The following is a 26,511-nucleotide window of genomic DNA, read 5'->3' as shown; positions in this document are numbered from 1 at the left end:
TATATCATGAAAAAAAGCCGGAAGAATACCAGCTTTTTTCTTCATGATTAATTTGTCACTTTAAACAAACGAATACTCTCTTCGTATGCAGCTTGTAGTTTTTTCGTAATTGGTCCTCTTTCACCAGCCCCGAACTGTTCATAACCAATTTGAACGACTGGGAATATTTCAAGTGGCGTCGCTGTAAAGAAGCACTCCTCAGCGTCATATACTTCTTGTAATGAAAACTCTCGTTCCTCTACATCGATATGTAACTCTTTCGCTAATGTAATTACATAGTGACGTGTAATACCATGTAAAATGAAATGATCCGCTGGATGTGTAATCAACTTATTATTCTTCACGATAAAGAAATTGGAATGACACCCTTCAGTCACAATACCATCTCGTACTAATATTGCTTCTTGATACCCTTGTTCATTTATTTTGTTTTTGATCATGATATTAGGAAGCAAATTTAAAGATTTTATATGGCAAAACTTCCACCTGATGTCCTCTTCTACTGTCACCTTAATCCCTGCCTCCATTGAAGCAACTGGTCTTGGGAACGAAACAAGATTTGCAAAATATGTCGGTTGTAAATCTGATTCATATACATGATTGCGCGGTTGTGCACCTCTTGATATTTGTAAATATACATTCCCATCTTCTTGAAATTGATTTTTTTCAATCATTTGATATAACTCTTCTACTAATTCTTCCTTCGTAAATGGTGGAATTAGTTTTATTTCTGCCATAGAGTTAAAGAATCGTTCCAAATGTAAATCTAATAAATGAGGCTTGCCATCGTATAGTCTAAATACTTCATAAATCCCATCACCAAATTGGAAGCCTCTCTCTTCTAATGCTACCATCGGCTGTTCTTCTTTCGTATTAATCATTCTCCCATTAAACAAGATCCAATCTTTATGAGTAGCTTTCATTCTTCCCCACTCCTTTATCACATGATTGATTTTATTGTACAACTTATGACACCCTGAAAGAAGGAATTTTCTGTATTTTCACAAACTAAAAATACATCACTTCGTAAAAGTGATGTATTTTATCATTTATTTAAGGAAATATTTTTCAATATCATCTAACATAAGGTTCGCAGCTTTAATACCGCCTGCTGTATTCCAGATTACCTCATCCACTTGGAATACTTTATTATTTTTAGAAGCCTGTAGTTGCTTAAAGAGTGGATCTTCTGTCCATTCCTTCGCTAACGAATTTCCTTCATTATTCTTATCTGCATCTTTATCAGACGTGAAATAGAATAAGTAGTCTCCGTCCATATTTGGAATCTGCTCTTTTGTAATTCCTTTTATCGCAAAATCATCTTTATCTTGTAATGGTGGTCGTTTAAATCCAATATCATTTAAAACAACGCCCGAGAATGAGTTTTTTTGATAAATACGAACATCACCTGGCACGAAACGAATAATAGAAACTTTAGAATTCAATTTATCGCCTAACTTCTCTTTCATTCCTTCAATGCGTTTTTTATAATCATCAAGAGCTTTTTGCCCTTCTTTTTCTTTATTTACAGCTTTTGTATAAAGTGTAAAGTTTTCTTTCCAATCACCGCGTAATGTTTCTGCATAAACAGTTGGTGCGATTTCTTTTAGCTGATCATATATTTTTTCATGACGCATTTTATTTCCGATAATTAAATCTGGCTTAAGCTTCATTACAGCCTCTAAATTAATATCACGTTCAGTTCCTACAACTTCCGTGTTTTTTAACTCTTTCGCTAAATGAGGATACCATTCATCACCAGCACGTGGTTTCGTAGTCCCCACTGGCGTTACGCCCACAGCTAGGAGAGCCTCTGCGCCTTCATTTGTTAAAACAACAACTTTTTTAGGTGTACCATTTACTGTCGTTTCACCCATTGCATGCTTTACCGTATATGAATCTTTTGCTTTCGCTGATATATTATTTTCTTTTTTCTCTTCTTTACTACATCCTGCAATTACAACCATGAGTATCATAATGCAGAACATAATTAGTTTTTTAGTATGTATCATATGTCCTCCCTAGATGAAATCGATTATCATTAACATTTAAAGATTAATGTATCTTACATACATTGTCAATGTATATCAGAAAACTTTTTTAATATATACTATTTAGATTCTATCCGCTTTTCTAATGTTTCTTTTTAAAACATAGTGCATAAGTATGAAAAAAATGTTGTTATTAAAATGCGTATCCTTGTTATACATAACAAGGATACGCATCCATATTGCACTATCATTTCAATTCCTAATATTGAGTATACTTAATATACGCTGGGTCATTATATACCCACTGATTTCCACCAAGGTTTAACCAACCATTTTCATTTATATATACTAAATAAGATTCTGGAGAATTTAATTGGCGGATAACTGCAGATGTAGTTGATGGACCACTTCTTAAATTTACATTCATCCCTTGTATATATGCAACCCCAATCGGGCTTCCATCACTATTGCTTGTCTTTACAAAATTAATGTAAGAAGAATCATTATACACCCATTGTCCATTCCCCAAATCTAGCCATCCGTTACTTTCTTGATATACAACGTAAGATTCTGGAGAATTTAATTGACGAATAACTGAGGAAGAAGTTGATGGACCATTTCTTAAATTTACATTTTTCCCAAGAACATAAGCGATTCCCTTCGTTTGAGGTACCGGTTGTGGGTTAGGAGGTTGTGGATTTGGAGCTACTCCAAAAATAGCTGCTATTCCATTTGCATACGCTTGACTTAGATCTTCAATAAATTGTGGATTTTTTAATAAATTTGCATCAAAAGCTGTATCAATAAAAGCAGTCTCAGTTAAAATTGCATCCATTGCGGTTTCTCTTAATACCGCATAATTTTCTTTTTTTGCTCCTCGATCACGAAGACCATATTTTGTTAATACAGGATTGACAGCTGTGTGCATTTTTTGTTGCTTTGCATATGCAGTGCTGCTATTGGATAACGCATTATAAATATAACTTTCAAAACCTGTACCCCCGCCGCTATTAATATGAAATGAAATAAAATAATCCGCACTGAAAGCATTAGCAATATTAGCACGTTCAGATAAAGAAATAAACACATCACTATCACGTGTCATCTTAATTGTAATTGGGTAATTTACCGTTAAAATGTCTCGAACGCGTCTAGCAATTTGAAGTGTTAAGTTTTTTTCTACTAAACCATTACCAACAGCACCAGAATCATATCCACCGTGCCCTGCGTCTATAACAAGTTTCATTTTATTGCCCCGCCCCTTTCTTGTAATATGTTTGCATTTCTACTCGTCCTATTTTATGTGAAATGTACAAATTCTGTTACAATTGCAAATAAAAAAACCGCCTTATGTAAGGCGGTTACTATCATCTTGCTTTAACCAATTTAAAATAAATATATACGATTGATAGTGAACATAACGTATGCAAAATAAAATAAATAAAAGTGCTATTCCAACACCACTATAAAGTAAACCGAACTTTAAAAAAACATTTACAAGTGGTGGAAAGTTTATTAGATTTTGTAATGTACTAAGCATACAAAACATAATGAAAAAGACAGGGACGTATTGTAATTCATACGGCTTTTTTTTCTTAATCATTCTTTTCCGAATGATTATATGACATAATTCTGCTACTATAAAGCACCCTCCAATTAATACAAGACCAGAAGTCATCGTCATACATCCACCTGCCTTATATTTATTGTATCGCATAAATAATCATCGTTATATTTTCTTTACGTACTCTTCATCTTCTGAAGTAAAACCAAAACTCTCTATGAAAGACTTCGCCTTTTCTGTTAATTTCTCTTGTAGCACTTTTATTTCTTTCACATTTCTTTGTTTCATCATTTCTTCAAATGTAAAATACGTATTTGTACCATAACCGTAACCTTGGTAATCAAAATGAATAATTAGCTGTGATAAAACAGCCCGTTCCTCTTGTACACTATAATCTATTACACCAATATATGTATCATCAACTTTCACACAGTACTGTACCTTTTTCTCACCTAAACTATGCGATTTAAACATTTCTTTAACAACGCTTTCATTTTCTACAGTAACTTTCTCAAACGTAATCATATGTTGTCCATCCTTTTACTATTATTGTATCAATAATACTTCCTATTTATGAAAAAAACCTTAAGACCGTATGCGATCTTAAGGTTTTTCTAATTAAACTAAGCTATACGCACGTTTTGTTTCTTCATGGAACTTATTCGTATCGTATTTATGCTCAACATAAATTTGGTGCCATACCATAAACGCAAGTACAGTCCAAATTTTACGGCTATAATCGCCTTTATCTGCACAATGTGCTTCCAGTAAGTTTAATACATACTGTTTGTCGATTAAATGCTCTGTCTTACTTTCGTTTATAATATTTATAGCCCAATCATGCATTTCGTCTTTTAACCAGTGACGAATTGGTACTGGGAATCCAAGTTTTTTACGATCTAATACGTGATCTGGAACGATTCCGCGTGCTGCTTCACGTAAAATAGCTTTCGTAGTTCCGTTAGCAATCTTAAATTCAGTTGGAATTTTAGATGCAACATCGAATACTTCTTTATCTAAGAACGGTACACGAAGTTCTAATGAGTTTGCCATTGTCATTTTATCAGCTTTTAATAAAATGTCACCGCGTAACCATGTGAACATGTCAATGTACTGCATTTTACTTACATCATCATAATCTTTAATCTCGTTATACAATGGTTTCGTGATATCCATATAGTTAACACTTTCATTGTAATACTTCATTAATTCAGCTTTTTCTTCTTCACGGAAGATTTTAGCATTTCCATAGTAACGCTCTTCAATTGGTGTACATCCACGCTCTAGGAAGCTCTTACCTTTAAATCCTTCTTTAAGAGCACCACTTAATGCTTTTAGAACGCTCTTACCTGGGCTAGGAATGTAAGAGAACATTTTTAGTGAGTTTGGCTCACGGTAAATGTTATAACCACCAAATAGCTCGTCTGCGCCTTCACCAGAAAGAACAACTGTTACATGTTTACGTGCTTCTTTCGCAACGAAGTACAATGGTACAGCTGCTGGATCAGCTAAAGGATCATCCATATGCCAAATGATTTTTGGGAACTCATCCATAAATTCTTTCGCTGAAATGAATACGTTATGGTTTTTAACGCCTAATTTCTCAGCAGTTTCTTTCGCAACATCAACTTCACTGAAACCACGTTGCTCAAAACCAACAGAGAATGTTAAAAGATTTGGATTCATTTCTCTTGCGATAGAAGCGATGATAGATGAATCGATACCACCAGATAAGAATGAACCTACTGGTACATCACTACGCATATGCACTTTTACTGAATCGTATAACACATCACGAATTGCTTGGATATGCTCCTCTTTCGTTGCACTTGAAGCGTTGAAATAAGGTTTCCAGTAGCGATGGATTTCCATCTCTTTACCGATTTCTTTTACGAAATAATGACCAGGCTCGATTTTATTAACATCAATTGTTAAAGTTTCTGGCTCTGGACCATATTGGTACGTAAAGTAATGTTGTAGTGACGTTGGATTAACGCCTTTATCTTCCATCACATGCATAATACTTTTCTTCTCAGATGCGAAGAATGTAGTATCACCTTGTTGTGCGATGTATAAAGGTTTAATACCGAAGTGGTCACGTGCACCGAAAAGTTTCTTTTCTTCACGATCCCAAATCATAAATGCAAACATACCACGAAGGTAATCTACACATTTTTCTTTCATATGTGCATACAATGCAATGATAACTTCTGTATCAGATTGCGTTGCAAACGTTGCACCTTTTTCAAGTAACATTTCACGTAATTCTACATAGTTGTAAATTTCACCATTAAAAATAATTACATATCGATCATTTTCATAAGTTAGCGGCTGATGTCCTGCCTCTAAGTCAATGATGCTTAAACGGCGGAAGCCAAATTGTACATGTTCATCACGAAAATATCCTTCGTCATCTGGACCACGGTGGAAAATCATCGTGTTCATATTTTCAAATTGATGTTTTTCTGTTTCTGAAAACTCTCTAGGGTTTTCACATAAACATCCTACAAAACCACACATACTTCTTACCCTCTTTCAGTTTTCATTCTGTCTCTATACTACTATATCAACCCTATTTATACTAGCATAATCAACTGAATATGGCGACCAAAAACTATAAAAAAATCACTCCATTTCACATTTTTAACAATTTTTTATGAAAACATGAAAACTAGGCACTCACCTTTCTCCGCTTTTGTCATATGATATTGCAAATTGATTTCTAGGAGGGAATACCATGAGTGAAGAAAAAAAAGATTCTTCTCGCCCACCGGTTCGTAATTACTTAAAGCAAATTGATGATTTCTTCGAGCAAACACCTCTTCGCAATGTAATCGCTGATTTAAATCATTTTTTCCAAAAAGGAAACCGTTTATTAACATTCCCTGTAGATTTATATGAAGTTGGTGAAGAACTCGTTGTTACAGCTGAACTACCAGGTATACAAAAAGAACAAATCCAAATTGAAATACAAAGTGAATACTTAAAAGTCTCTGTAAAAGAAGAGATACTTGAAGAGGAAGAAGAACAAACATCCCATAACTATTATCGCCGAGAACGTTCCATTTCAGAAGCATCAAGATTGATTAAATTGCCGTATTCAATTAATAAAAAAGCGGCAAAAGCTTCTTATCAAAACGGCGTATTAGAAATTCGGGCGCCGAAACTTCCCCAGCAACATGACATTTTATCGATAGACTAATGCAAAAAAATAAGGGTGCTATGCACCCTTATTTTTAACCCACTAATCGCTTCATATCACGTATAATGTCTTCGTATGGCGTATTACTAATGCCACTATACTTTTTCATTACTTTTCCGTTTTGATCAATTAAATAAAATGATGTACCATGCATGACCTGACCGTTCTCCGGCTTATCTACAAGTGATTGGAAATTATCTTTTGAAAACTTTGTAATATCTTCTAACGAATACCCCGTTAATAAATTCCAGTTACTAGTATCCTCTGTAAACTTTTGAATAAAAGCTTTCAGATTTTCTGGCTTATCAAGGTCTGGATCTACACTAAATGAAACAAACTGAACGTCTAATTTCTCTTCTTTTGCCATCTTTTGAAGCTTGGCCATATTTGCAGTCATTGGTGGACAAACTGTCTGACAATTTGTGAACATAAAATCTGCAACCCAAACTTTCCCTTTTAAATCTTTTGTACCAAATTTCTTTCCATCTTGATTTGTAAATTGGAAGGTTTCTAAATCCCAATTTAATGGTTTACGAAGCTTTGAACCTGATTCACTACATCCAGCAAGTACAAAGAGACAAAATACAACCATAAGACCAATTATTTTTTGATAACGCTTCATTTATAAACCTCTTTTCTCTATCCTAAATTTAAATAGGTTATGTTTATAATAACAAAAGTTAACACTACGAGAAAATTGTTTACTACATTTGTTCACGAAATCGTACGAATTTACGTATGTTACTTTTTTATTTCAAGCGAATTACTAGACAAAATATATTTTTTTACTATTATTTCTCTAAATAAAAGTGATAAAACTAATTTTATTGTTACTTTTGTAAATACCTCTCCCTATTTTTTAACAATTCCTTAAACATTAATCCATGTTTTACACTGTATTCCTTAACAACATTTCGGTACAATACAAATACAACGATTTTAAATGAGGTGATGTTCATGGCAAAGCGCTATGAAAATATGGATAATGTTAGTACAAAAAAATCAATTCGCTCTTTTTTACGCTGGCGTAAAGAACGAAAGCAAAACAAAAAAGATTTTTCTTTCTTAGTAGAACAATCACCCGTTAAACAAAGTGCATTTTTGCAAAGTAATGTTGAAAAAACGACTATCACATGGATTGGGCATTCCACTTTTCTTATCCAAACGAATGGACTTAATATATTAACAGATCCAGTATGGGCTAATAAATTAAAGCTAGTTCCAAGACTTACAGAACCTGGACTCTCTATAGAAGCACTACCTAAAATTGATATTGTCCTTATTTCACATGGTCATTATGATCATTTAGATTTTTCAACTCTTCGTCAGTTGAATGATGATGTTCTATATCTTGTACCTATTGGATTAAAAAAATTATTTACTCGTAAGAAATTTAAACATGTAGAAGAGTATAAATGGTGGGAAAGTACGATAATTAACGAAGTTTCTTTTCACTTCGTACCCTCTCAGCACTGGACGAGAAGATTCTTATTTGATATGAATACGTCTCACTGGGGTGGATGGATTATTGATAATGAAACGACTATGGAAACCATATATTTTTGTGGTGACAGTGGCTATTTCCAAGGTTTCAAAGAAATTGGTGAACGCTTTTTAATTGATATTGCTCTTATGCCCATTGGCGCTTATGAACCAGAATGGTTTATGAAAGTATCTCATGTTTCACCTGAAGAGGCCGTGCAAGCTTATTTAGATTTAAACGCTACGCATTTTATACCAATGCATTACGGAGCTTTTGCACTCGCCGATGAAACACCTCGTGAAGCAATAACTAGACTTCGAAATAATTGGAATTTGCGCATGTTACCTTGGGAACAACTGCATGTACTCTTTTTAGGTCAAACTTTTATTTATAGTAACGCAACAAATAATAAGCAAATAAAAGAAAAAATTGAAACTTTACATGTGTAACGTAATGACTGATTTTCTATATCCAACATATAATATAGAAAATCCTATAGTGAAACTTTAATTAGTGGGTTTTCTTCATCCCCACTGATTATTTGCCTTCACCAATCAAGCTTTTACGGGCAGCCCGCTACCTAACCTCTTTGCTCCAGCTAAATTTGAGGTAGAGAGTTTTACTGTCCACAAATAGCGGGATAAAGGGTGTTTTCTATGAATGAATATTTACAGACTCGCTATATCATTAGCGGTAGTGCCTGTGTAGCTCTTCTTATTTCTTACTTTCTATTTACATAAAAAAGCTACTTGAAATATATTTTCAAGTAGCTTTTTTATTACTCTGCTAAATACATAAATCCGATTGCGCCCGGACCTGTATGAGTACTAATAATAGGCGTTGTATAGAAAATTTCTGATTGAGCAAATCCACTTACTTTTTCAACCGCCGCTTTCATACTTTCAGCTAAAGGAATTGCTTTCGCATGCGGAATTGCAACAGCTTTTACGACTTTTCCAGCCGTATCTTGCTCAAATAACTTAGCTAATGTTTTTACAATTTGGCCTTGGCTACGAACTTTCGTTACAGGATTATAAACACCGTCTTCAAGACTAGCAATTGGCTTTATATTAAGTAGAGAACCGATAAACGCTTTTCCTTTACCGATACGTCCACCCTTCACTAAGTTTTCTAATGTATCCACTACTACATATAAACGAGTATTCTTTCTTACTTCATCTACACGTTTTAAAATTTCTTCTAGTGAGCGTCCGTCCTTTGCCATTTTTGCAGCTTCAATTACTTGATATGCTAAAGCATGTGTAATAAATTGAGAATCAACAACTGTTACTTTGGTATCAGTCATTGATGCAGCGCTATTTGCAGTTGCTACAGTACCGCTCATTCCACTTGTCATATGGATAGAAAGGACTTCGCTTCCATCTTCCCCTAGCTTGTCATACATTTCTACAAATGTACCCATAGCTGGTTGTGATGTTTTTGGTAATTCCTCTGATTTAATCATTTCTTCAATAAATTCGTCAGGTTGTAAATCAACGCGATCTAAATATGTTTGTCCATTTACAGAGATTGATAATGGTAAAACATGAATGTCATACTTTTCGATTACGTCTTGTGATAAATCTGCCGTTGAATCTGTTACAATTTTAATTTTTTGCATACTATACTTCTTCCCTTTCCAATACGCTCTCCTTGTTATTATACTAGTATTCCCATTGCTTTCAACAATTTGGAACGAAATTTCATCAAATTAATTATATTTTCATATCTAAAATGAAAAAGACAGAGTTTACTAACCCTGTCCGTACTTCGTATCATGCATTTTTTTCAAGGGTATTTGTTTTATATACATTTAAATAATCATTCCACTTCAAACAATTTTGTAAATATTCACGGAAAGAATACGAAAATCTTGGGTGTTTTTGTTTTTGAATTTTTGCAATAAATAATTGAAGACGAGACTGAATTAGAAACGATAATGGATGCTGTGCCTGTAGGACAGGGATTTCGAATATTTTAATGCAATCCCCTGTTGAATGAGTGAAATAAAAACTTTTCGTAATCACAATATCAATCCTCTTTTTCATTGGATTTTTGAACTTCCTCTACTTTGCGCTGTAACACGTTGTTTAAAGTGGAGTAAAATCAGACTTATATGATTTCTGTAGTCCTTATGGCTAGAAGATTTATACTCTATTCATCTCCACCTAATTCACCTTCCCGCCCTAAATATCTCTGAGACGGGAATCTCATTATCCATCAATTGTTTAATACATTTAGTATAAGCTTATAAAAGCGCAAAGTTTGTCTAAATTTTGGAGATTCTATAATTTTTTTCTTCTATATATTGTATACGTTTATAGCTATAGTATAACAAATAAATAAAAAAGTGCCTTTATAACGAGGCACTTTTCGACTGCATTTCTTCTCTTTTCTTTTTCCTCTTACTAACAACCTTTGATAACGCAATACTTACTTCATAAATACAAATAAGCGGCACTGCAACTAAACTATGAGATAAAAAGTCTGGCGGTGATATACAAGATGCAATGATAATTAATGCTACGTAAGCATACCTTCTTATTTTTATTAAAAATTCCGCCGTAAGTATTCCAATACTAGTTAAAAACATTACAACGACTGGCAATTCAAAAATCACAGCAAATGGAACTGTTAAATTAAGTACAAAATGAAAATACTTTTCTGTCGTAAACATCGTATTAAACATTTCATTACCTATCGTAGTTAAAAAGTGAAATAGAAACGGCATTACAATAAAGTATCCAAAACATAAACCTGCAATAAATAATATAGACAATACCGGTATATACATTATTGTCATCTTTTGTTCATTTGGATGTAAACCCGGTTTTACAAATAACCAAATTTGTATAGCAGCAAAAGGAATTGTACAAACGATAGCAAATACTGTAGCAATCGAGAAAAAAATCCACAATACATCACTTGGACCGAGAACAGTTAATTTCATTGGTAAATCTTTTACAAGCCAAAAATAAATATCCTTTGTAAAAGTAAATCCAATAATTAAAAATAGTACAAAGGATAACACCGTATATATTACTCTTTTTCGAAGCTCAACAATATGTTCTACTACGCTCATTTCCCGATTTTCCATCTCGTTCACCACACTTTATTTATCCATTACAAGGAAAATACACTACATTTTTTCTTTCTTTTCCTTTTCTTGAAATGCGTCATCTGTCAATTCTTTCGTTGATTTTTTAAACTCTTTTAACGTTTCCCCTAAAGCCTTCCCGATTTCCGGCAATTTTTTAGGTCCAAATAAAATGAGTACTGCTACTAAAATTAAAATTAACCCTGGAAAGCCAATATTTGAAAACATTTCCCCATCCCCTTTATTAGTAGTTTCCTTGTCCTACTATTACATAATTTTATTTTGTCAAAAAAGTTTGAAAACGTCAACAAATCCATTGTCTTTTGTCAAAAAAATTCAAAAATATAATCAATTATACAAATTTCATTTTCTATTGCTCTTGTGTATGATATGGTAAGGGAAATGACATATTATTTTATGATAGTAGAAAGGATTTGCATTATGACTGAAAAAATGACACGAATGACCCAATTTGTAAAAGAAGAAATTGCAAATGCAATTACACATGGTATCGGTGCCATTTTAAGCATCCCTGCCTTAATCATATTGATTATTCATGCTTCTAAGCACGGTACCGCATCAGCCGTAGTTGCATTTACTGTTTATGGTGTAAGTATGTTCTTACTGTACTTGTTTTCAACATTGCTACATAGCATTCATCATCCTAAAGTAGAAAAAATATTTACTATTTTAGATCATTCAGCCATTTACTTATTGATTGCTGGCACGTATACTCCTTTTCTACTTATTACACTTCGTGGCCCATTAGGATGGACGTTGCTTGCTATAATATGGACACTAGCAATCGGAGGTATCGTCTTCAAAATTTTCTTTGTACGTCGCTTTATTAAGGCATCAACGCTATGTTATATCATAATGGGATGGCTCATAATCGTTGCTATTAAACCACTTTATGAAAATCTAACTGGACATGGTTTTTCACTACTTTTAGCAGGTGGCATTTTATATTCTGTCGGAGCTATATTCTTCCTTTGGGAAAAGCTACCTTTCAACCATGCCATATGGCACCTGTTCGTTTTAGGTGGTAGTGCGATGATGTTCTTCTGTGTACTCTTTTATGTCTTACCTACAGCATAATAAAAAGGATTCAGCTTACGATAAGCTGAATCCTTTTTTATTACTTATGTAATTGTGATGCAATAACTTCCTGTGTATGCTTCGTTAATTCTTTAATATCCATATTCGCATAATCTTCAGGTGTAATCGGCTTAGAAATTGTTACTGTTGCATGAGCTGGCTTCATACGATTTCCATTTGCTTCAAACATCTTATATGTACCATCTAACGTTACAGGTAAAATTGCTACACCTGACTTTACTGCAAGATGAAAACTACCAGCCTTAAACTCTCCAACTTCGCCACCCTTACTTCTCGTTCCTTCAGGGAAAATTACGATAGAATGTCCATTCTTTAATAGTTCAATTCCATCTTTAATCGCTTGAAGAGATTGACGACGATCGCTACGATCCATAAATACACAATTCATCAGTTCCATCCAAGTTGGTACAACTGGGAACTTTTTAATCTCTGCTTTTGAAACGAATCCAATTGGTTTATTTAAGTAACCTAGTAAAACAGGGATATCCATATTACTTTGGTGATTACTTACAACTAGTACTGGCTTGTCTTTCGGAACATTTTCAAGTCCTTTCACTTCTACTGCCCCTCCAGCTACACGTACCATTTTCTTACCAAACCAATTTGTCGTTTTATACACAGCATTGTCTTTTTCTTTTGGCGCCATCGTATTTACTTGTCTTTTAAGACGCCACATTCTCGGTGTAATCGCAATTACGATTAAAATTAAATAAAAGATTTTAAAAAACGTTTGAATCATACAGAACCCCCACCTATTATCATTCCGACCTTCATTATACTAGACAAACGAAGGAAAAAGAAGAAAAAAAGTCCAAACAGCAAGTGTTCGGACTTTTTAAGCATTCTATATTAGAAACGTTTTGCTAATTCACGAGCATTAGCAATTGCTGCTTCTTTAATTTCTTGTGCTTTTTCAGGGTTTGCATTCATGCCTTCAACTGCAATATATTCAGTATCATTCACACCGACAAATCCTAATACAGTCTTTAAGTGATTACGACCGAAGTCTACAGCTGCGTATGCTCCTTCAGAATATACGCCACCTGTTGCTTGAATGTGAAGTGCTTTTTTACCTTCTAATAAGCCGACTGGACCATTTTCAGTATATTTGAATGTTTTACCTGCGATTGCTACGTTATCTAAGTATGCTTTTACTACTGGTGGATAGCTAAAGTTCCACATTGGAGTTACGAATACATAACGATCTGCATTCATAAATGTTTCTAAGTTTGTGTTCATTGCTGCTACTTTTTGTTGTTGAACTTCAGTTAAAGCTTCAAAGCCTTCACCTGCTGCAAATTTACCCCAAGCAGCAAATACATCTGCATCAATTGCTGGTACTGTAGTGTTGAATAAATCAATTGTTACAACTTCGTCTTGTGGATGTTCGTTTTTATAAGCTTCGATGAAAGCTTCCCCTACTGCCATTCCGAAAGAACCTTCTGCTGAATTTGGATTTGCTGTAATAAATAGTACTTTTGTCATTGTATTCTCTCCCTTTTTTCTCTTTATCTTTAATTCAAGATTTGTTTTTCAAAAGTTAATAACTTACCTTATGTAAGTATAATATAAAAAGTTTTAATCAATGTCAATAAAAAATAGCTACTTTTTTTTCGTAAGTTAATGATTTACTTTGTTTCCTTAAAATTTAGTATACAGATATTACAAACTCTTTCATATAAAAAGGCTACCTCTACAACCTATAGAGATAGCCTTCTATTACATATTATTTTTGAAATACATGTTTTACTTTTTCAGCTGGAATATTACTTCCGCCTCTACCTTTTACATCTTCAATCATCATTGTAATGACCATATCTGGCGAATTTAAATCAAATGCAGCGAACCAACCTAGTTCTTTTCCTTCGGCCTCTTTTGATACTTTTAATTCCGCTGTACCTGTTTTTCCAGCAAGAGTCATACCATCAATTTTAGCAATTTTCCCTGTACCATCTGGATCATTAATTACTTTCGTCATTGCAGTTTTTAATATATCCTGATTTCCTTTAGAAATTACATTTTCTTTCCAAGCTTTTGGTTGTTTATCTGTTTTAATAATATACGGTGACGGAATCGTTCCATCATTTACAATTGGCGCATACGTTAAAGCTAAATGAAGAGGAGTCATTAATACTTGTCCTTGTCCATATCCCGTATCTGCCATTTGAATATCATTTTTAATGCCGTCATTTGCAATTTTAGAAGCAGGGAATCCATATTCAATTGGTAGTTTCTCATCGAATCCGAATTTTTTTGCTTCACTCATAAACTTGTCTTTTCCGATTTTCAAAGCTTCTTGTGCGAAGTAAATATTATCCGAGTATTTCATCGCCTTATCAAGATCAATCGGATTTGCATCTTTCACACGCGTTACATAGTAATTACCCCAAGAAGAATCTTTTGTCCATTTTAATCCTTCAATTTTCAACTCTTCTTTTGGATCAATCGTTTTCGTTTCAAGACCAATTGCAGCTGTAATAGGTTTAAATACAGAACCTGGTACCGACAATTGTGTAAAGCGATTTGTCATTGGTTTTTTCGGATCATTATTCCAAGCTTCGCGTTGTGCCTTCGATGTCCCTCGTGCAATTATATTAGGATCATATGCTGGACTACTTACTAGTGCAATTGTTTCTCCACTTTTCGGATTAATTGCTGCACTTGAACCAGCTTCGCCCTTCATTTCATTATACGTTTTTTCTTGAACAACACTATCAATAGTTAAAGTTACATTTTCTCCATCAACAGCATCTGTTTTTGCCAAGTTTTTAATTTCTTTTCCTTGCGCATCTTCTACAAAGACACGGCCACCTTTTTTACCGCGTAGCTTTTCCTCTAATACTTGCTCTAAACCAGCTTTACCAACTGGGTCATCAGCTTGATAGCCTTTCTTTTGTAGCGTTTTTAAATCTTCAGCATTTACCTTTCCAATATAACCAGTCAGATGAGCTGCCGCTTCCCCTAACGGATATGTACGAACATTTACAGGTTTTGTTGAAACACCTGGTAAATCAATGTACGTATTTTGTGTTGCCCCTTCAGGCAAAATTCCAATTGGTACGAGATACCCTGGTTTTACCCATTTAGCAGCTAATTTTTGATCAATTTCTTCTACAGACATATTTAATAACTTCGCTACTGTTTCTTTCGTTTGCGGAGCAGTATCGCCTAACTTTTCAGGAATCAATCCGATTTCAGAAGCTTTCCCATTCGTTGCAAGACCTTTTCCATTACGATCGTATATTTCACCACGTTTTGGCTGTGTTGTCTGCATACGCACTTTACTATCTTTCGTCATGCCTGGGAAAATAAAATCAGGAGTCCAATCTATTTTCCAAGATTCTTTATCTCCATCTTTTTCTTTCACCATTTTTGCTTCATGACCAAATGTAATTTTACCACCAACTGTATCCATGCTTACTTTAAAAGGAACAGGGCCTTCATCTTTTTTATCTTCTTTTACTTCCCCTGTTTCTACCTTTAAGTCTTTCACTTCGATACCAGAATAAATTTTTTCATATTTCTCAGTAAACTCTTTCTTTGAAATATCTTTTTTTGCATTTTTTGATAGTTGATCATACATATCTGCAAATTTTTGTTTATTCCACGCTTTTACATATGTATCAAACGCTTCTTGTGGTTTTTCTTCTTTACCACATCCAACTAACATGAATGTTAAGCAAAGAAAAAGAATCCCCCATATCTTTCTCAATCGATTCTCCTCCTCTTTCTATATTAGTACTTTTGAAAATTTTAGCATTTTTACATGCTACCTATCATTATAGCACTATCGAATCTCATCTATAAACTTATATTGGTGAATATAAATAAAAAGATTGATGCGAATTCTCACATCAATCTTTTTTATTATTGTTGTTTCTCATATACATGGTAATAATACGTATATGGGTTTTTTTCATCCGTTAAACCTTTTTCTACAAAAATCTCTTTCCAATTTGTCATATCTATTTCTGGGAAGAATGTATCTCCTTCAAATGCATGATGGATTTTTGTTATATATAACTTGTCTACATAAGGTAAAAAGAGGTCGTAAATTTGCGCTCCACCAAAAATAAAAATCTCTTCTTCATTTTTACATAGTTCAAACACTTCTTCTACAGAATGAACAACTTCACAACCTTCAACATGATACCCTTCATTACGAGTTACAATAATATTACGTCTTCCAGGCAGTGGTCTACCAATCGCTTCATAGTTCTTTCTTCCCATAATAAGCGGGTGACCCATCGTTGTTTTCTTCACGTATTGTAATTCACTCGGTAAACGCCAAGGTAAATTATTATCTTTACCGATTACTCTATTTTCGTCCATAGCGACCATAAATGAAACAATCATTTTTTCATCTCCTCTACAATTATACTGCAACCGGTGCTTTAATTGCTGGATGCGGATCGTATCCTTCAATCGTTAAATCTTCCATTTCAAAATCGAAAACAGATTTCACATCTGGTTTTAATGTAAGTTTCGGGAATGGACGTGGTTCACGTGCCAATTGCTTTTCTACTTGTTCAAAATGATTTGTATAAATGTGTGCATCACCAATTGTATGAACAAATTCTCCCACTTCAAGTCCGCATTCATGTGCAATTAAATGTGTTAGTAGTGAGTAACTTGCAATGTTAAATGGAATCCCAAGGAATATGTCACCACTTCTTTGATATAACTGACAAGAAAGCTTTCCATCTGCTACATAAAACTGGAATAGCGTATGACAAGGCGGTAAGGCCATACTTGGTACATCTTCTGGATTCCAGGCAGAAACGATTAAACGACGTGAGTCTGGTGTTTTTTTAATCATTTCAATTACATCTTTTAATTGATCAAGTGTCTCACCAGCTGTCGTTTTCCAAGCACGCCACTGTTTACCGTAAACGTCTCCTAAATAACCATATTTATTTGAGAACTCATCATCTTCTAAAACGTTCTTTTTAAACAATTCCATTTGCTCGTCGTACTGTACTTTAAATTCTTCATCTTGTTGTGAGCGAAGACCAAAATCAGTCATGTCAGGACCAGTATACTCATCACTTTCTACCCAGCTCTTAAAAGCCCATTCATTCCAAATGTTATTATTATGCTGCAATAAATAGCGAATATTTGTATCACCTTTCATAAACCAAAGCAGTTCACTTGCTACAAGGCGAAACGGTACTCTCTTTGTTGTTAATAAAGGAAAACCTTTACTTAGATCAAAACGCATTTGATATCCAAATACAGATACAGTGCCTGTCCCTGTACGGTCTTCTTTCTTCGTACCATGTTCCATTACATGGCGGCATAAATTTAAGTATTCATTTTCAGCATGTTTCATATGTAGGAAAACCTTCTTTCAATCGTATATGCAATTTATCATAACATGAAAAATGATAAATTTAATAATCCTAATTAATAAAATTTCTTGCGCTAATTCTTACAAAATTATTAACTTTCCAAATATAAAAAGGTTTTCATTTTCTATTACCGAAAGTATAGTGCGGTAGAACAAAATTTATATTTGGAGGTTAGAAGTATGTCTAAAATTGAAACGCCTGTTATGACTTCTTTACAAACAACGGCTGAAAAAATGATGAAGGATTTAAATGTTCCTGGTGCTGCTGTCGCTGTTATAAAAGACGGTGAAGTTATTATTTCAGAAGGTTTCGGCTATCGTAATATAGAAACAAAAGAGGCTGTTACACCGAATACTCGATTCGCAATCGGTTCCTCAACGAAAGCATTTGGCACACTTTCATTAAGCTTGTTAGCACAGCAAAAAAAGTTTAATTGGGATACCCCTATCCAGTCTTATATACCTAACTTTACTTTATCTGAACTACTTGCTAGCTCACAAGTTACAGGACGGGATTTAGCTTCTCATCGAACTGGAGTGAGTCGTCATGAGGCTCTTTGGTACAGTTCTTCCTTATCTCGAAAAGATCTCGTTGAAAAAATAAAACATTTACCACTTGATGCACCGTTCCGAACTGCATTTCTATATAACAATTTAATGTATGCAACAATTAGCTACATTGTTGAAAACATTACAAATCAAACGTGGGAGCAATACACTACAGAACATATTTTAGAACCTTTAAATATGAGACATACAAACTTCTCTGTTAACGATTCACAAACTACAGATGATTACGCTTTACCTTACATTGAAAATGACGGTGAAATAAAAGCAGTTCCATTCCGTAACATCGATACAGTTGGCGCTGCTGGGTGTATTAATTCCACAATTGAAGATATGGCAAATTGGGTACTTCTCCACTTAAATGAAGGAAAATTTGGAGATCATGAATTAATCTCCTCTGAATTATTACAACAAATGTATACACCACACAATTCAATTCCAGACCAACCGGTTTTATCACTCCCTGAATCTCCATTAAATAGTTACGGTCTTGGTTGGTTTATTAGCGCTTATCGTGGTAAAAAAGTGATTCATCATGGCGGTAATATCGATGGATTTTCAGCGCTTGTTTCATTCATACCAACAGAAAACATAGGCCTTGTCATTTTAACGAATGCTGGAGGAACATTACTTCCTACTTATCTCGCTAATCAAATTTATGACGAACTACTTGAATTAGAATCCATTGATTGGCATAAACGTGCTGTAGAAGATACTAAAAAAATGAAGGAAATGATGAAAGAAGCAACTGAATCCCTCCCTGAACAAATTAAAGGGACTACACCTTCGCACAAGTTAGAGGATTATACTGGTACTTTTGAACATCCTGCATACGGAACATTACAAGTATACAAACGAGATGATTCGTTATATGTACAATTTATGGAAATGGATATTCAATTAGGGCATCATCATTACGACATCTTCTCTGCAAAAGTTGACTTATTCCAAATGAAAATGAGCTTATTATTCGCTTATGAAATGAATGTAAGTGGTGAATTCCCATCCCTTCAGTTACATGTACCAGCTACATTAAGTACTCAGCCGCTTACATTTAAGAAAATTAAATAAGTATTTTGATGGTAAAAAATAAAGGTAGGTGCGAATCACACCTACCTTTTCTATTTCATATCAATCTTATCTGATTGAAACCAAATTGGCTTCGATAACTCAAAGTTATTATGATCCTCTAAAACTATAGTAAGGCGCTCTAACATATCATCTAACATATGCGGCGCTGCTCGTAATGTCCAGACAACTGAGGAGAAAACTGTCATACCAACGTACACCGTGTATAATTTCCAGAATTCCTCTGGTATTTTTCTATTAAAGTATCCTTCTATTTGTCCGATTGAATACGGAATACTAATGTCCCTTGCAAACAGTGCAATTTTCACAAAATCATGAAGTGGATCGCCCCAATCGTAGCCATTAAAATCAACAACACCTACATATTTTCCATCCCGTACAATTATATTTTCTAAGTGAAAATCATCGTGTTGAAATCGATTTGGGCGGTTCTTTAAATATATTTCATTTTCTTCAATAAACTTTATGATTTTATCATCATTTTTTATGTTTATTCCACATGTTTTATATGCCTCTAAATATTTACTATGTTTTTTCATTGCTCTTTCATACCATGGAAGTATATTATTAGGAGCTTCATATGTATGCATTTTTGCTAAATCTTTCCCTGCCTCTATACCAATATCATATTGTTCTTTTGGTGAATACGTAGGCAATAACTTCTTCGCATCTTCCCCTTCTAAATACGAAAAGATGCCATAGCATAAACCTTCTTCTGCCAACAAACCTATTTCAATTGGTTTTTGTGCTTGCACACTACGATTTTGCATTTCATTTAAAATTTGAAACTCTATTTTCTTTCTTTCATACTCTTTTATATCGCCTGTCCGCAATAAATATTTATCATTATTCGCACTCGTAATTATATATTTCTTATCAGGTGAAAAACCTTTAGAAATTTCTTTAATATCCACTGCATTTTTTACTATTTGTATATTGTTTTGCCATGCTGTAATTATCTTCATATCTATTCCCCTTACATTTCTGCATTTGGTGTATAGGCAACTTCTACAATAAATCCATTCGGATCGTAAAAATCAATCGTATAGTAACCTTCCGAATAATGATTCATTTCAATTGGACCACGTATTACCTTCACTTTCGTACTAGAAAGAAAATCTGCTACTTCCTCAACTACTTCTCTATGAATAGCTTGATAACAAATATGTCTAGGCCCTAACGTCCTTACAATTTCCTCATCTACTTCTTTAAAGTATATTTCACTTTCTCCTGTGCTATATGCTATTTCATTTAACTTTCTCCACCCAATTATGGAAAACAACTTATTATAAAAAGAAATGGATTCCTCTAAATTTGCTACCCAAAATTCAATATGATGAATGCCTGCTCGCAGTGTATTCATATTAAGAATACGCTCCTTGTACTACTTGCACAATTTCCATCGGCTTATGAACCATGTAATCTGGTGCATCTTTTTTCACTGTTTCAATAACATCATATCCCCAAGATACCCAAATTACGTTCACTCCAGCCTTTTTACACGCTGCTACGTCTCGCTGTTCATCACCGACATATAACATATCTTTCTCTGTTATTTTTTTTGATTTCAAAAATCTTTTTATCATTTTATCTTTACCAAACAAATTTTTAGAACAATACACTTCTTGAATATTTTCGATACCATTCTTGTGTAAAAACGCCCGAATATGCTCTTCTGAGTTCGATGATATGACTGCAATTCCGTAGCCTTTTTTATGTAGTTCATCTAATACTTCTTTCATCCCATGGAACAAAACGAGATTTTTTATAGCAGGCTGATATAATTTATAAAATTCCAACGCTAATATCGGTAGTTTATACAGTGGTACATTAAGTTGTTTACATCTCTCTGGCATCGTTAATTTACGTAAATGTTCAATTTCGTCTTCCTTTACTGCTTTATACCCATGTTTTTCAGCAAGTTGATTATAAATCGGTACAAATATATTTTGTGAATCTACTAATGTGCCATCAAAGTCAAAAACAATATATTTTTGCATTCCCATACTCCCTTTGCTTCTTTTTTCTAAACCTATGTTATTCAACAACATAGGTGTCTGTCCCTTCTATAAAAATAAAAAAGAACAAGATTTTCTCTTGTTCTTTTTAAGACAACCATTTCGGTGGTACATTCGTATTCCAATAAATATTTCCTAACTCATGATGTCCAGAGTATCCATCATCAAAACGGTGGTAATGGAAATTAAAATAATAACCATCTTGCGGTGGATGATCTCTTCTTACATGGAAACGCAATAAATCATTTCCAGATTTCGTATCGTAGACGTGAAAAATCTTCTCATTATTTCCACCAGCTGGTTTTTGAGAAATCGCTAATGATTGTAGTGAATCTTCTGGTACATCACTAGCAAGTTCAGCAATTGCCTCTTCAATTTTCGGTAATATTACATCTTTAAACTCATCTTCAATTACTGGACCAATTTTAGTACCAAACTTTTGCATCGACTGCTTCTCTGCTTCTTGCATTGCATAAGTAATAAAAGTATCGGTGGTTAACCTGTCATTCGTTTCTTCATATGTATAGGACGTGCTCTCCAAACTTTGTTGCCCAGCTGTGCTCGTAGGCTTGTCCGCAGCTTTGGCATTATCAAGTAATATGGAAGGAGGCGTCACTAAACCAAATGTAAACACGGTAATTAATGCGACTAAGGTTTTTCTAAACCAATTTGGCATTTATGTTCCCTCCCCTTTCACTCATTATTTTTTATATAACGGTGGTTTCTTCTATTATACAAAATGATTGTAATTTTTGCACTTTACAATTTTGTTAACGTTCACATATTTTTCACTTGAATATGAAATTGTAAGATTTCATACAATAAAAATACAACAACAATAAGGAGGCGATCAGATGACTTTAGATGTCATGTATTCCGCCGCAAGTATACTCGTTTTAGTATATTTTATTTATCAATGTGTTACAGACTAGAAAAAGAGCCGTCACTGGCTCTTTTTTACTGGTACAAATACAATCCATACAATTAATAAAATAAAAACAACGCTGCCTACCACAGCTGGCAATAAATAAAACTGTGAAAGTATAACTATTCCATATAAAAGTATTGCTGGTAGTAGTAAATAACGATCTGCCTTCCATCTTAACAATAGTAATTTCCCTTCATCACAATATAAACGAAGAAACATCTTATTCGTAAATTCATTCCAATAATCACGTGCATAGCGAGAAATTGCAACTACAGCAAATACGAGAACAATAGCTGCAATCCACCTTGGAGTCATAATTATACTTGCAGTACTGATACATACAATTTGAATATAAAATATTCGTGCAGTACTTGTACGGAAAAATTCTTTCAAAAAAGATTCGACAATACGAGAATCAGCTTTTTTCCCTAAAAGTCTTTTAGAGCGCGGAAACATCCACGGTTTTTTATTCGAACTACTCGGTTTAGCCGCATGACCACCAACTTGCATAATTCCGCTCGTCCAGCGCATGCTTTCCTCCTTTTCTTTCTCGATTTCTTTAAAAAAGAACTTTTTATAATTCATTTTCTCTTTTACTAATACACTACTTAAGAAAATTACTAGACCGATAAATAGAATTGAATACAACGGATTTTTATAAATAAAAAATAAACTAATTCCAAAAAAGGACACGCTCATAGAAAATACTACATTTTTTACAATCCATAAAACCCATCGTTTCCCCACATGTACATGAACAAATCTCGTTAACAACGACAACATAAATCGAAATATAGTAAAGAATACCCAAAATAATAGGACTTGTATCTCTGTTACTTCGATACTTTTCATCAACACTGGTAACATAATAACGACTACTATTATATTCGTTATCGCTATTCGAACAAATGTGTACATCATGCCATACTGGACTAATTTTCGCATATGTGTTGCATACGAAATTAAAAATAAACTATCCGCTTGCTCAAAAAATGAACGAACTCCTCTTGGATATGTTACTAGATAAAATGCGAGTAATCCTAATCCGAAATAAATCGTCTCTTCCGTTGATAATTCATTTATCCATAGCGATCGATAATAGATTCCCATAAATATAAGTGCTGGAATAATAATATATAATGCGACTGTCCAATCTGTTACCGAACGTATAGACTTCCATTTCCGCTCAAGTTCATGGCGTAATCTCTTATAAAATTGTTGTTTAATCATGTTGTTCACGCCTTACAATTACATCAAAGCAGTCTAATAATGAACTACCCGGCATTTCCGCTAATATTTGAATAGATTCTAAATGTCCATCTGCGACTAATGTACCTTGTGAAATGAGTAAAAATCTTTCACAAATTTTTTCAGCAGTATCTAATACGTGCGTACAAAGTAAAATTCCTGCCCCGCGCTCTTTTTCTTTATATAAATAATTTAAAAACTCTTTCGTAGCTACTGGATCTAAACCGATAAAAGGTTCGTCAATGATATAAAAATCTGGCTCAGTTAAAAACGCCAATATTAGCATAGACTTTTGTTTCATGCCTTTTGAAAACTTTGATAAATACTCATGTTTATGCTTATTCATTCGAAAAGTATGTAATAATTGTTCCGCTCGTTCTTCCCAACTTCCCATTTCACTTCCACGAGCTGCCATTAATAATTCAATATGTTCCCAGAGCGTCAAGTAATCATAGTATGTTGGATGTTCTGGTACGTATGCATACGGATTTTTCTTTTCACCGAATGATATTTCACCGTCCATATTTACAAGTAATCCGAGTATCGTTTTAATCGTCGTACTTTTCCCAGCACCATTTGCTCCAATAAGAGCAACTAGTTCACCTTTTTCGATAGAAAAAACTATATCATGAATTGTTTTTTCGCCTATTTCATATCCAGCTGAGCGGATATTTACTTTTAACATGCATTCCCCTTCTTTCCATTTCCAATACAATCAAGGAAAAGAATAACATATAACTATCTATATATCATTATAAAATATTTATTTTCATAGCAGGAAAAAACATTTTTTAACAGAATATTAAATGTTTGATTACATTTTATTGGAGTTGATAATATGTCTTTTCAAATTCGTGAAGCAACGATAGATGATATAGACGCACTTTGTTCTTTAACGAAAGAATTAAAAGGTTCCTCTATTTCCTATGAAGATATGAACAACCGCCTACAATTCGTACAAATGAGTCCGTTTGATTTTTTATATGTTTACGAGGAAGAAGAAGCTATATTTGGATTACTTGGATTTCGCATACGTGAAAATTTAGAAGATGTAACACGTTATGGAGAGATTTCAATTATTAGCGTTGATTCTAACATACGACGGAAAGGCATTGGACAAGTTTTGATGGATTATGCCGAGCAATTAGCAAAGAAACATAATTGCATTGGCACATGGCTAGTTAGTGGAACAAAAAGAGTAGAAGCTCATCCTTTTTACAAAAAATTAGGTTATGAAGTAAATGGCTACCGATTTGTAAAATATTTTTAAACTACTTTATAAAGTGAAGGGACTATAACTATGACAAACATTAAAGCAATTTTCATTGATCGTGACGGTACAATTGGTGGTGACACTACAATACATTATCCAGGATCTTTTACATTATTTCCATTCACAAAAACATCCTTGCAAAAACTAAAAGCTAAAAATATAAAAATTTTCTCTTTCACAAATCAACCCGGTATCGCAGATGGAATAGCAACTGTAGCCGATTTTGTACAAGAATTAGAAGGCTTCGGTTTTGATGATATTTATGTATGTCCTCATAAACACGGTGATGGTTGTGAATGCCGTAAACCAAGTACAGGCATGCTGCTTAAAGCAGCAAAAAAACATGGACTTAATTTAACACAATGTGCTGTAGTTGGTGATCGTTGGACTGATATTGTTGCAGGAGCAAAAGTAAATGCGACTACGATTCTAGTCCGAACAGGCGCTGGGTATGATGCTTTGCATACGTACCGAGACAAATGGGCACATATTGAACCAAACTACATTGCAGATAACTTTGAAGATGCAACAAACTGGGTTTTAAATCAACTATAATACAAATGAAAATTTTGATTCACCCGAAATAATTTAAAACATAGTTAAAATAGCCTTTTGGCAAATAATTGTATTCCACAAAACGGATCACCTCAAAAGGTAGCAAGTTCCCTTTTGATACGCAAACATTGCAATTCAAATTATATTTTTTATTAGTAACAGCAATTAACGTAAAGAAGGAATAGCTTAGTGGCTATCCCTTCTTTATTGACTTCTATTATTTACATTTGTTATCTGTTTTTATTGAGTATTCTCATCGTTTTTATACTCCAAAATATCCCCTGGCTGACACTCCAAAGCTTTACATATCGCTTCTAATGTTGAAAAACGAACCGCTTTTGCTTTCGCATTTTTCAAAATAGAAAGATTCGCCATCGTAATTCCAACCTTCTCTGAAAGCTCCGTTACACTCATTTTTCGTTTTGCTAACATGACGTCAATATTAATAATGATTGTCATATCCGCCACCTCAAACCGTCAAATCATTTTCTGATTTTATGTGAATTGCCTCTTGTAGAAGTCGTTGGAGGATAGCAGCAAAAACGGCGATAACGAGCGAAGCAAAAACGATAATGAGTCCCACTAACCCAATAGGAGGATCCATTTTTTTCGCTATAAAATGAAAAAGTGGCAAACTTAATACATACAAACCACTGATTGTAATTGCACAGCGCTTTATATTCTTTAACGCCTTCACTGATAATTCCGAGAACGCTGTGTTCTCATCAATGTACTGTAAAAGATTGAAAGCCTGATAAAGAGCAACGTAAAAAGGCACAGCTGCTCCATACATTACAATGAAAACAAGATATTTTATCGGAGCAATGTTAGGATACAAATTCGCTGTGAAATCCGCCATTTCCGGCACTAAAAATATGCATAAAGCAAGCACTGAAATTCCAGCAAGAAAAATAATTACTTTTAAGAACATTGTTGAACTTCGTTTAAGATTCATTTACAATACCTCACTTATTTAATGGCAACATAATTTTATCACAACATTTATTGTTTAACAATAAATAAATAT

The 26,511-nt window shown here is 33.9% G+C and carries 30 protein-coding genes; 6 read left to right on the top strand and 24 right to left on the bottom strand.

From position 1 onward, the window contains the following. Positions 1 to 47 precede the first annotated feature (47 nt). The 6 genes from dat to asnB all read right to left on the bottom strand — a co-directional run bounded on the left by dat (position 48) and on the right by asnB (position 6,075). Complete coding sequence (dat, locus tag ACUL40_RS03105; protein ID WP_065211746.1) at positions 48 to 923, bottom strand: D-amino-acid transaminase; 876 nt, start codon at positions 921 to 923, stop codon at positions 48 to 50. 126 nt (positions 924 to 1,049) lie between these two features. Then, positions 1,050 to 2,012: an ABC transporter substrate-binding protein gene (locus tag ACUL40_RS03100; protein WP_000581989.1), complete on the bottom strand. Its 963-nt coding sequence runs from the start codon at positions 2,010 to 2,012 to the stop codon at positions 1,050 to 1,052. Positions 2,013 to 2,250: 238 nt separating this feature from the next. Continuing rightward, complete coding sequence (locus ACUL40_RS03095; RefSeq protein WP_000779891.1) at positions 2,251 to 3,237, bottom strand: N-acetylmuramoyl-L-alanine amidase; 987 nt, start codon at positions 3,235 to 3,237, stop codon at positions 2,251 to 2,253. Positions 3,238 to 3,339: 102 nt separating this feature from the next. Then, on the bottom strand, positions 3,340 to 3,669 hold the full coding sequence (locus ACUL40_RS03090) for a hypothetical protein (protein ID WP_445422970.1): 330 nt from the start codon (positions 3,667 to 3,669) through the stop codon (positions 3,340 to 3,342). A 51-nt stretch (positions 3,670 to 3,720) separates the two neighbouring features. Next, positions 3,721 to 4,080, bottom strand: a complete 360-nt coding sequence (locus ACUL40_RS03085; RefSeq protein ID WP_000627523.1) for a GNAT family N-acetyltransferase — start codon at positions 4,078 to 4,080, stop codon at positions 3,721 to 3,723. Positions 4,081 to 4,173: 93 nt separating this feature from the next. Then, a complete protein-coding gene (gene asnB / locus ACUL40_RS03080) occupies positions 4,174 to 6,075 on the bottom strand; it encodes an asparagine synthase (glutamine-hydrolyzing) (protein WP_000333816.1) in 1,902 nt (633 codons plus the stop codon). A gap of 217 nt (positions 6,076 to 6,292) precedes the next feature. Here asnB and ACUL40_RS03075 point away from each other — a divergent pair, with 217 nt between their 5' ends. Further along, positions 6,293 to 6,757, top strand: a complete 465-nt coding sequence (locus ACUL40_RS03075; RefSeq protein ID WP_001288085.1) for an Hsp20/alpha crystallin family protein — start codon at positions 6,293 to 6,295, stop codon at positions 6,755 to 6,757. A gap of 34 nt (positions 6,758 to 6,791) precedes the next feature. On the opposite strand, the gene ACUL40_RS03070 is transcribed toward ACUL40_RS03075, so the two are convergent. Continuing rightward, positions 6,792 to 7,379: an SCO family protein gene (locus ACUL40_RS03070; RefSeq protein ID WP_000833331.1), complete on the bottom strand. Its 588-nt coding sequence runs from the start codon at positions 7,377 to 7,379 to the stop codon at positions 6,792 to 6,794. 335 nt (positions 7,380 to 7,714) lie between these two features. On the opposite strand from ACUL40_RS03070, the gene ACUL40_RS03065 reads away from it, so the two are divergent. After that, positions 7,715 to 8,689, top strand: coding sequence for an MBL fold metallo-hydrolase (locus tag ACUL40_RS03065; protein ID WP_001129632.1), 975 nt, complete (start codon positions 7,715 to 7,717; stop codon positions 8,687 to 8,689). Positions 8,690 to 9,018: 329 nt separating this feature from the next. Here the strand turns inward: ACUL40_RS03065 and ACUL40_RS03060 are convergent, their stop codons facing one another. From ACUL40_RS03060 to ACUL40_RS03045, 4 genes are all read right to left on the bottom strand, one after another. After that, positions 9,019 to 9,861, bottom strand: coding sequence for a DegV family protein (locus ACUL40_RS03060; RefSeq protein ID WP_445422962.1), 843 nt, complete (start codon positions 9,859 to 9,861; stop codon positions 9,019 to 9,021). Between the two features lie 154 nt (positions 9,862 to 10,015). Next, positions 10,016 to 10,267, bottom strand: a complete 252-nt coding sequence (locus tag ACUL40_RS03055; protein WP_000629012.1) for a DUF2535 family protein — start codon at positions 10,265 to 10,267, stop codon at positions 10,016 to 10,018. A gap of 329 nt (positions 10,268 to 10,596) precedes the next feature. Continuing rightward, on the bottom strand, positions 10,597 to 11,337 hold the full coding sequence (tatC, locus tag ACUL40_RS03050) for a twin-arginine translocase subunit TatC (RefSeq protein ID WP_000431523.1): 741 nt from the start codon (positions 11,335 to 11,337) through the stop codon (positions 10,597 to 10,599). 42 nt (positions 11,338 to 11,379) lie between these two features. After that, a complete protein-coding gene (locus ACUL40_RS03045) occupies positions 11,380 to 11,565 on the bottom strand; it encodes a twin-arginine translocase TatA/TatE family subunit (RefSeq protein WP_000492443.1) in 186 nt (61 codons plus the stop codon). A 213-nt stretch (positions 11,566 to 11,778) separates the two neighbouring features. Between ACUL40_RS03045 and trhA the strand changes: the two genes are divergently transcribed. Beyond that, positions 11,779 to 12,435 (top strand): PAQR family membrane homeostasis protein TrhA, encoded by a 657-nt coding sequence (gene trhA / locus ACUL40_RS03040; protein ID WP_000136889.1) that lies wholly within the window; start codon positions 11,779 to 11,781, stop codon positions 12,433 to 12,435. A 40-nt stretch (positions 12,436 to 12,475) separates the two neighbouring features. Here the strand turns inward: trhA and ACUL40_RS03035 are convergent, their stop codons facing one another. The 5 genes from ACUL40_RS03035 to ACUL40_RS03015 form a co-directional block, all read right to left on the bottom strand. Then, positions 12,476 to 13,195 (bottom strand): lysophospholipid acyltransferase family protein, encoded by a 720-nt coding sequence (locus tag ACUL40_RS03035; protein WP_000616577.1) that lies wholly within the window; start codon positions 13,193 to 13,195, stop codon positions 12,476 to 12,478. A 110-nt stretch (positions 13,196 to 13,305) separates the two neighbouring features. Continuing rightward, complete coding sequence (locus tag ACUL40_RS03030; RefSeq protein WP_000170025.1) at positions 13,306 to 13,941, bottom strand: FMN-dependent NADH-azoreductase; 636 nt, start codon at positions 13,939 to 13,941, stop codon at positions 13,306 to 13,308. Between the two features lie 241 nt (positions 13,942 to 14,182). Continuing rightward, positions 14,183 to 16,168 carry a penicillin-binding protein 3 gene (pbpC, locus tag ACUL40_RS03025; RefSeq protein ID WP_001227248.1) on the bottom strand — a complete coding sequence of 662 codons (1,986 nt, stop codon included), beginning with the start codon at positions 16,166 to 16,168 and terminating at the stop codon, positions 14,183 to 14,185. A gap of 155 nt (positions 16,169 to 16,323) precedes the next feature. Then, positions 16,324 to 16,812: a dihydrofolate reductase gene (locus ACUL40_RS03020; protein WP_000637205.1), complete on the bottom strand. Its 489-nt coding sequence runs from the start codon at positions 16,810 to 16,812 to the stop codon at positions 16,324 to 16,326. A gap of 19 nt (positions 16,813 to 16,831) precedes the next feature. After that, a complete protein-coding gene (locus ACUL40_RS03015; protein WP_229174710.1) occupies positions 16,832 to 17,788 on the bottom strand; it encodes a thymidylate synthase in 957 nt (318 codons plus the stop codon). A gap of 198 nt (positions 17,789 to 17,986) precedes the next feature. On the opposite strand from ACUL40_RS03015, the gene ACUL40_RS03010 reads away from it, so the two are divergent. Beyond that, the gene (locus ACUL40_RS03010; protein WP_000034322.1) at positions 17,987 to 19,444 is read left to right on the top strand and encodes a serine hydrolase; all 1,458 of its coding nucleotides are present in this window, start codon (positions 17,987 to 17,989) and stop codon (positions 19,442 to 19,444) included. 50 nt (positions 19,445 to 19,494) lie between these two features. Here the strand turns inward: ACUL40_RS03010 and ACUL40_RS03005 are convergent, their stop codons facing one another. The 6 genes from ACUL40_RS03005 to ACUL40_RS02980 form a co-directional block, all read right to left on the bottom strand. Next, complete coding sequence (locus ACUL40_RS03005) at positions 19,495 to 20,427, bottom strand: aminoglycoside phosphotransferase family protein (protein WP_000692086.1); 933 nt, start codon at positions 20,425 to 20,427, stop codon at positions 19,495 to 19,497. A gap of 11 nt (positions 20,428 to 20,438) precedes the next feature. Further along, on the bottom strand, positions 20,439 to 20,825 hold the full coding sequence (locus ACUL40_RS03000) for a VOC family protein (RefSeq protein ID WP_001094664.1): 387 nt from the start codon (positions 20,823 to 20,825) through the stop codon (positions 20,439 to 20,441). Between the two features lies 1 nt (position 20,826). Beyond that, a complete protein-coding gene (locus tag ACUL40_RS02995) occupies positions 20,827 to 21,462 on the bottom strand; it encodes an HAD family hydrolase (RefSeq protein ID WP_025687389.1) in 636 nt (211 codons plus the stop codon). A gap of 106 nt (positions 21,463 to 21,568) precedes the next feature. Beyond that, positions 21,569 to 22,156: a YpjP family protein gene (locus ACUL40_RS02990; RefSeq protein WP_001134421.1), complete on the bottom strand. Its 588-nt coding sequence runs from the start codon at positions 22,154 to 22,156 to the stop codon at positions 21,569 to 21,571. Between the two features lie 267 nt (positions 22,157 to 22,423). Next, positions 22,424 to 23,638: an ABC transporter permease gene (locus tag ACUL40_RS02985; protein ID WP_000595443.1), complete on the bottom strand. Its 1,215-nt coding sequence runs from the start codon at positions 23,636 to 23,638 to the stop codon at positions 22,424 to 22,426. Next, positions 23,631 to 24,341 (bottom strand): ABC transporter ATP-binding protein, encoded by a 711-nt coding sequence (locus tag ACUL40_RS02980; RefSeq protein WP_000921912.1) that lies wholly within the window; start codon positions 24,339 to 24,341, stop codon positions 23,631 to 23,633. Before ACUL40_RS02980 ends, ACUL40_RS02985 begins: the two co-directional genes overlap by 8 nt. A gap of 153 nt (positions 24,342 to 24,494) precedes the next feature. On the opposite strand from ACUL40_RS02980, the gene ACUL40_RS02975 reads away from it, so the two are divergent. Further along, positions 24,495 to 24,926: a GNAT family N-acetyltransferase gene (locus ACUL40_RS02975; RefSeq protein ID WP_000009777.1), complete on the top strand. Its 432-nt coding sequence runs from the start codon at positions 24,495 to 24,497 to the stop codon at positions 24,924 to 24,926. A gap of 30 nt (positions 24,927 to 24,956) precedes the next feature. Then, positions 24,957 to 25,484: an HAD-IIIA family hydrolase gene (locus ACUL40_RS02970; protein WP_000181785.1), complete on the top strand. Its 528-nt coding sequence runs from the start codon at positions 24,957 to 24,959 to the stop codon at positions 25,482 to 25,484. A gap of 240 nt (positions 25,485 to 25,724) precedes the next feature. Here the strand turns inward: ACUL40_RS02970 and ACUL40_RS02965 are convergent, their stop codons facing one another. Both ACUL40_RS02965 and ACUL40_RS02960 read right to left on the bottom strand, forming a co-directional pair. Beyond that, complete coding sequence (locus tag ACUL40_RS02965) at positions 25,725 to 25,943, bottom strand: helix-turn-helix domain-containing protein (RefSeq protein ID WP_000152532.1); 219 nt, start codon at positions 25,941 to 25,943, stop codon at positions 25,725 to 25,727. A 10-nt stretch (positions 25,944 to 25,953) separates the two neighbouring features. Beyond that, positions 25,954 to 26,439, bottom strand: coding sequence for a DUF2975 domain-containing protein (locus ACUL40_RS02960; protein ID WP_001050141.1), 486 nt, complete (start codon positions 26,437 to 26,439; stop codon positions 25,954 to 25,956). Positions 26,440 to 26,511: the final 72 nt, after the last annotated feature.

It is taken from the genome of Bacillus sp. KNSH39, from assembly GCF_052656585.1.
The sequence above is the reverse complement of the archived record's forward strand: the minus strand, read 5'-3'. Positions and strand labels throughout refer to the sequence as shown.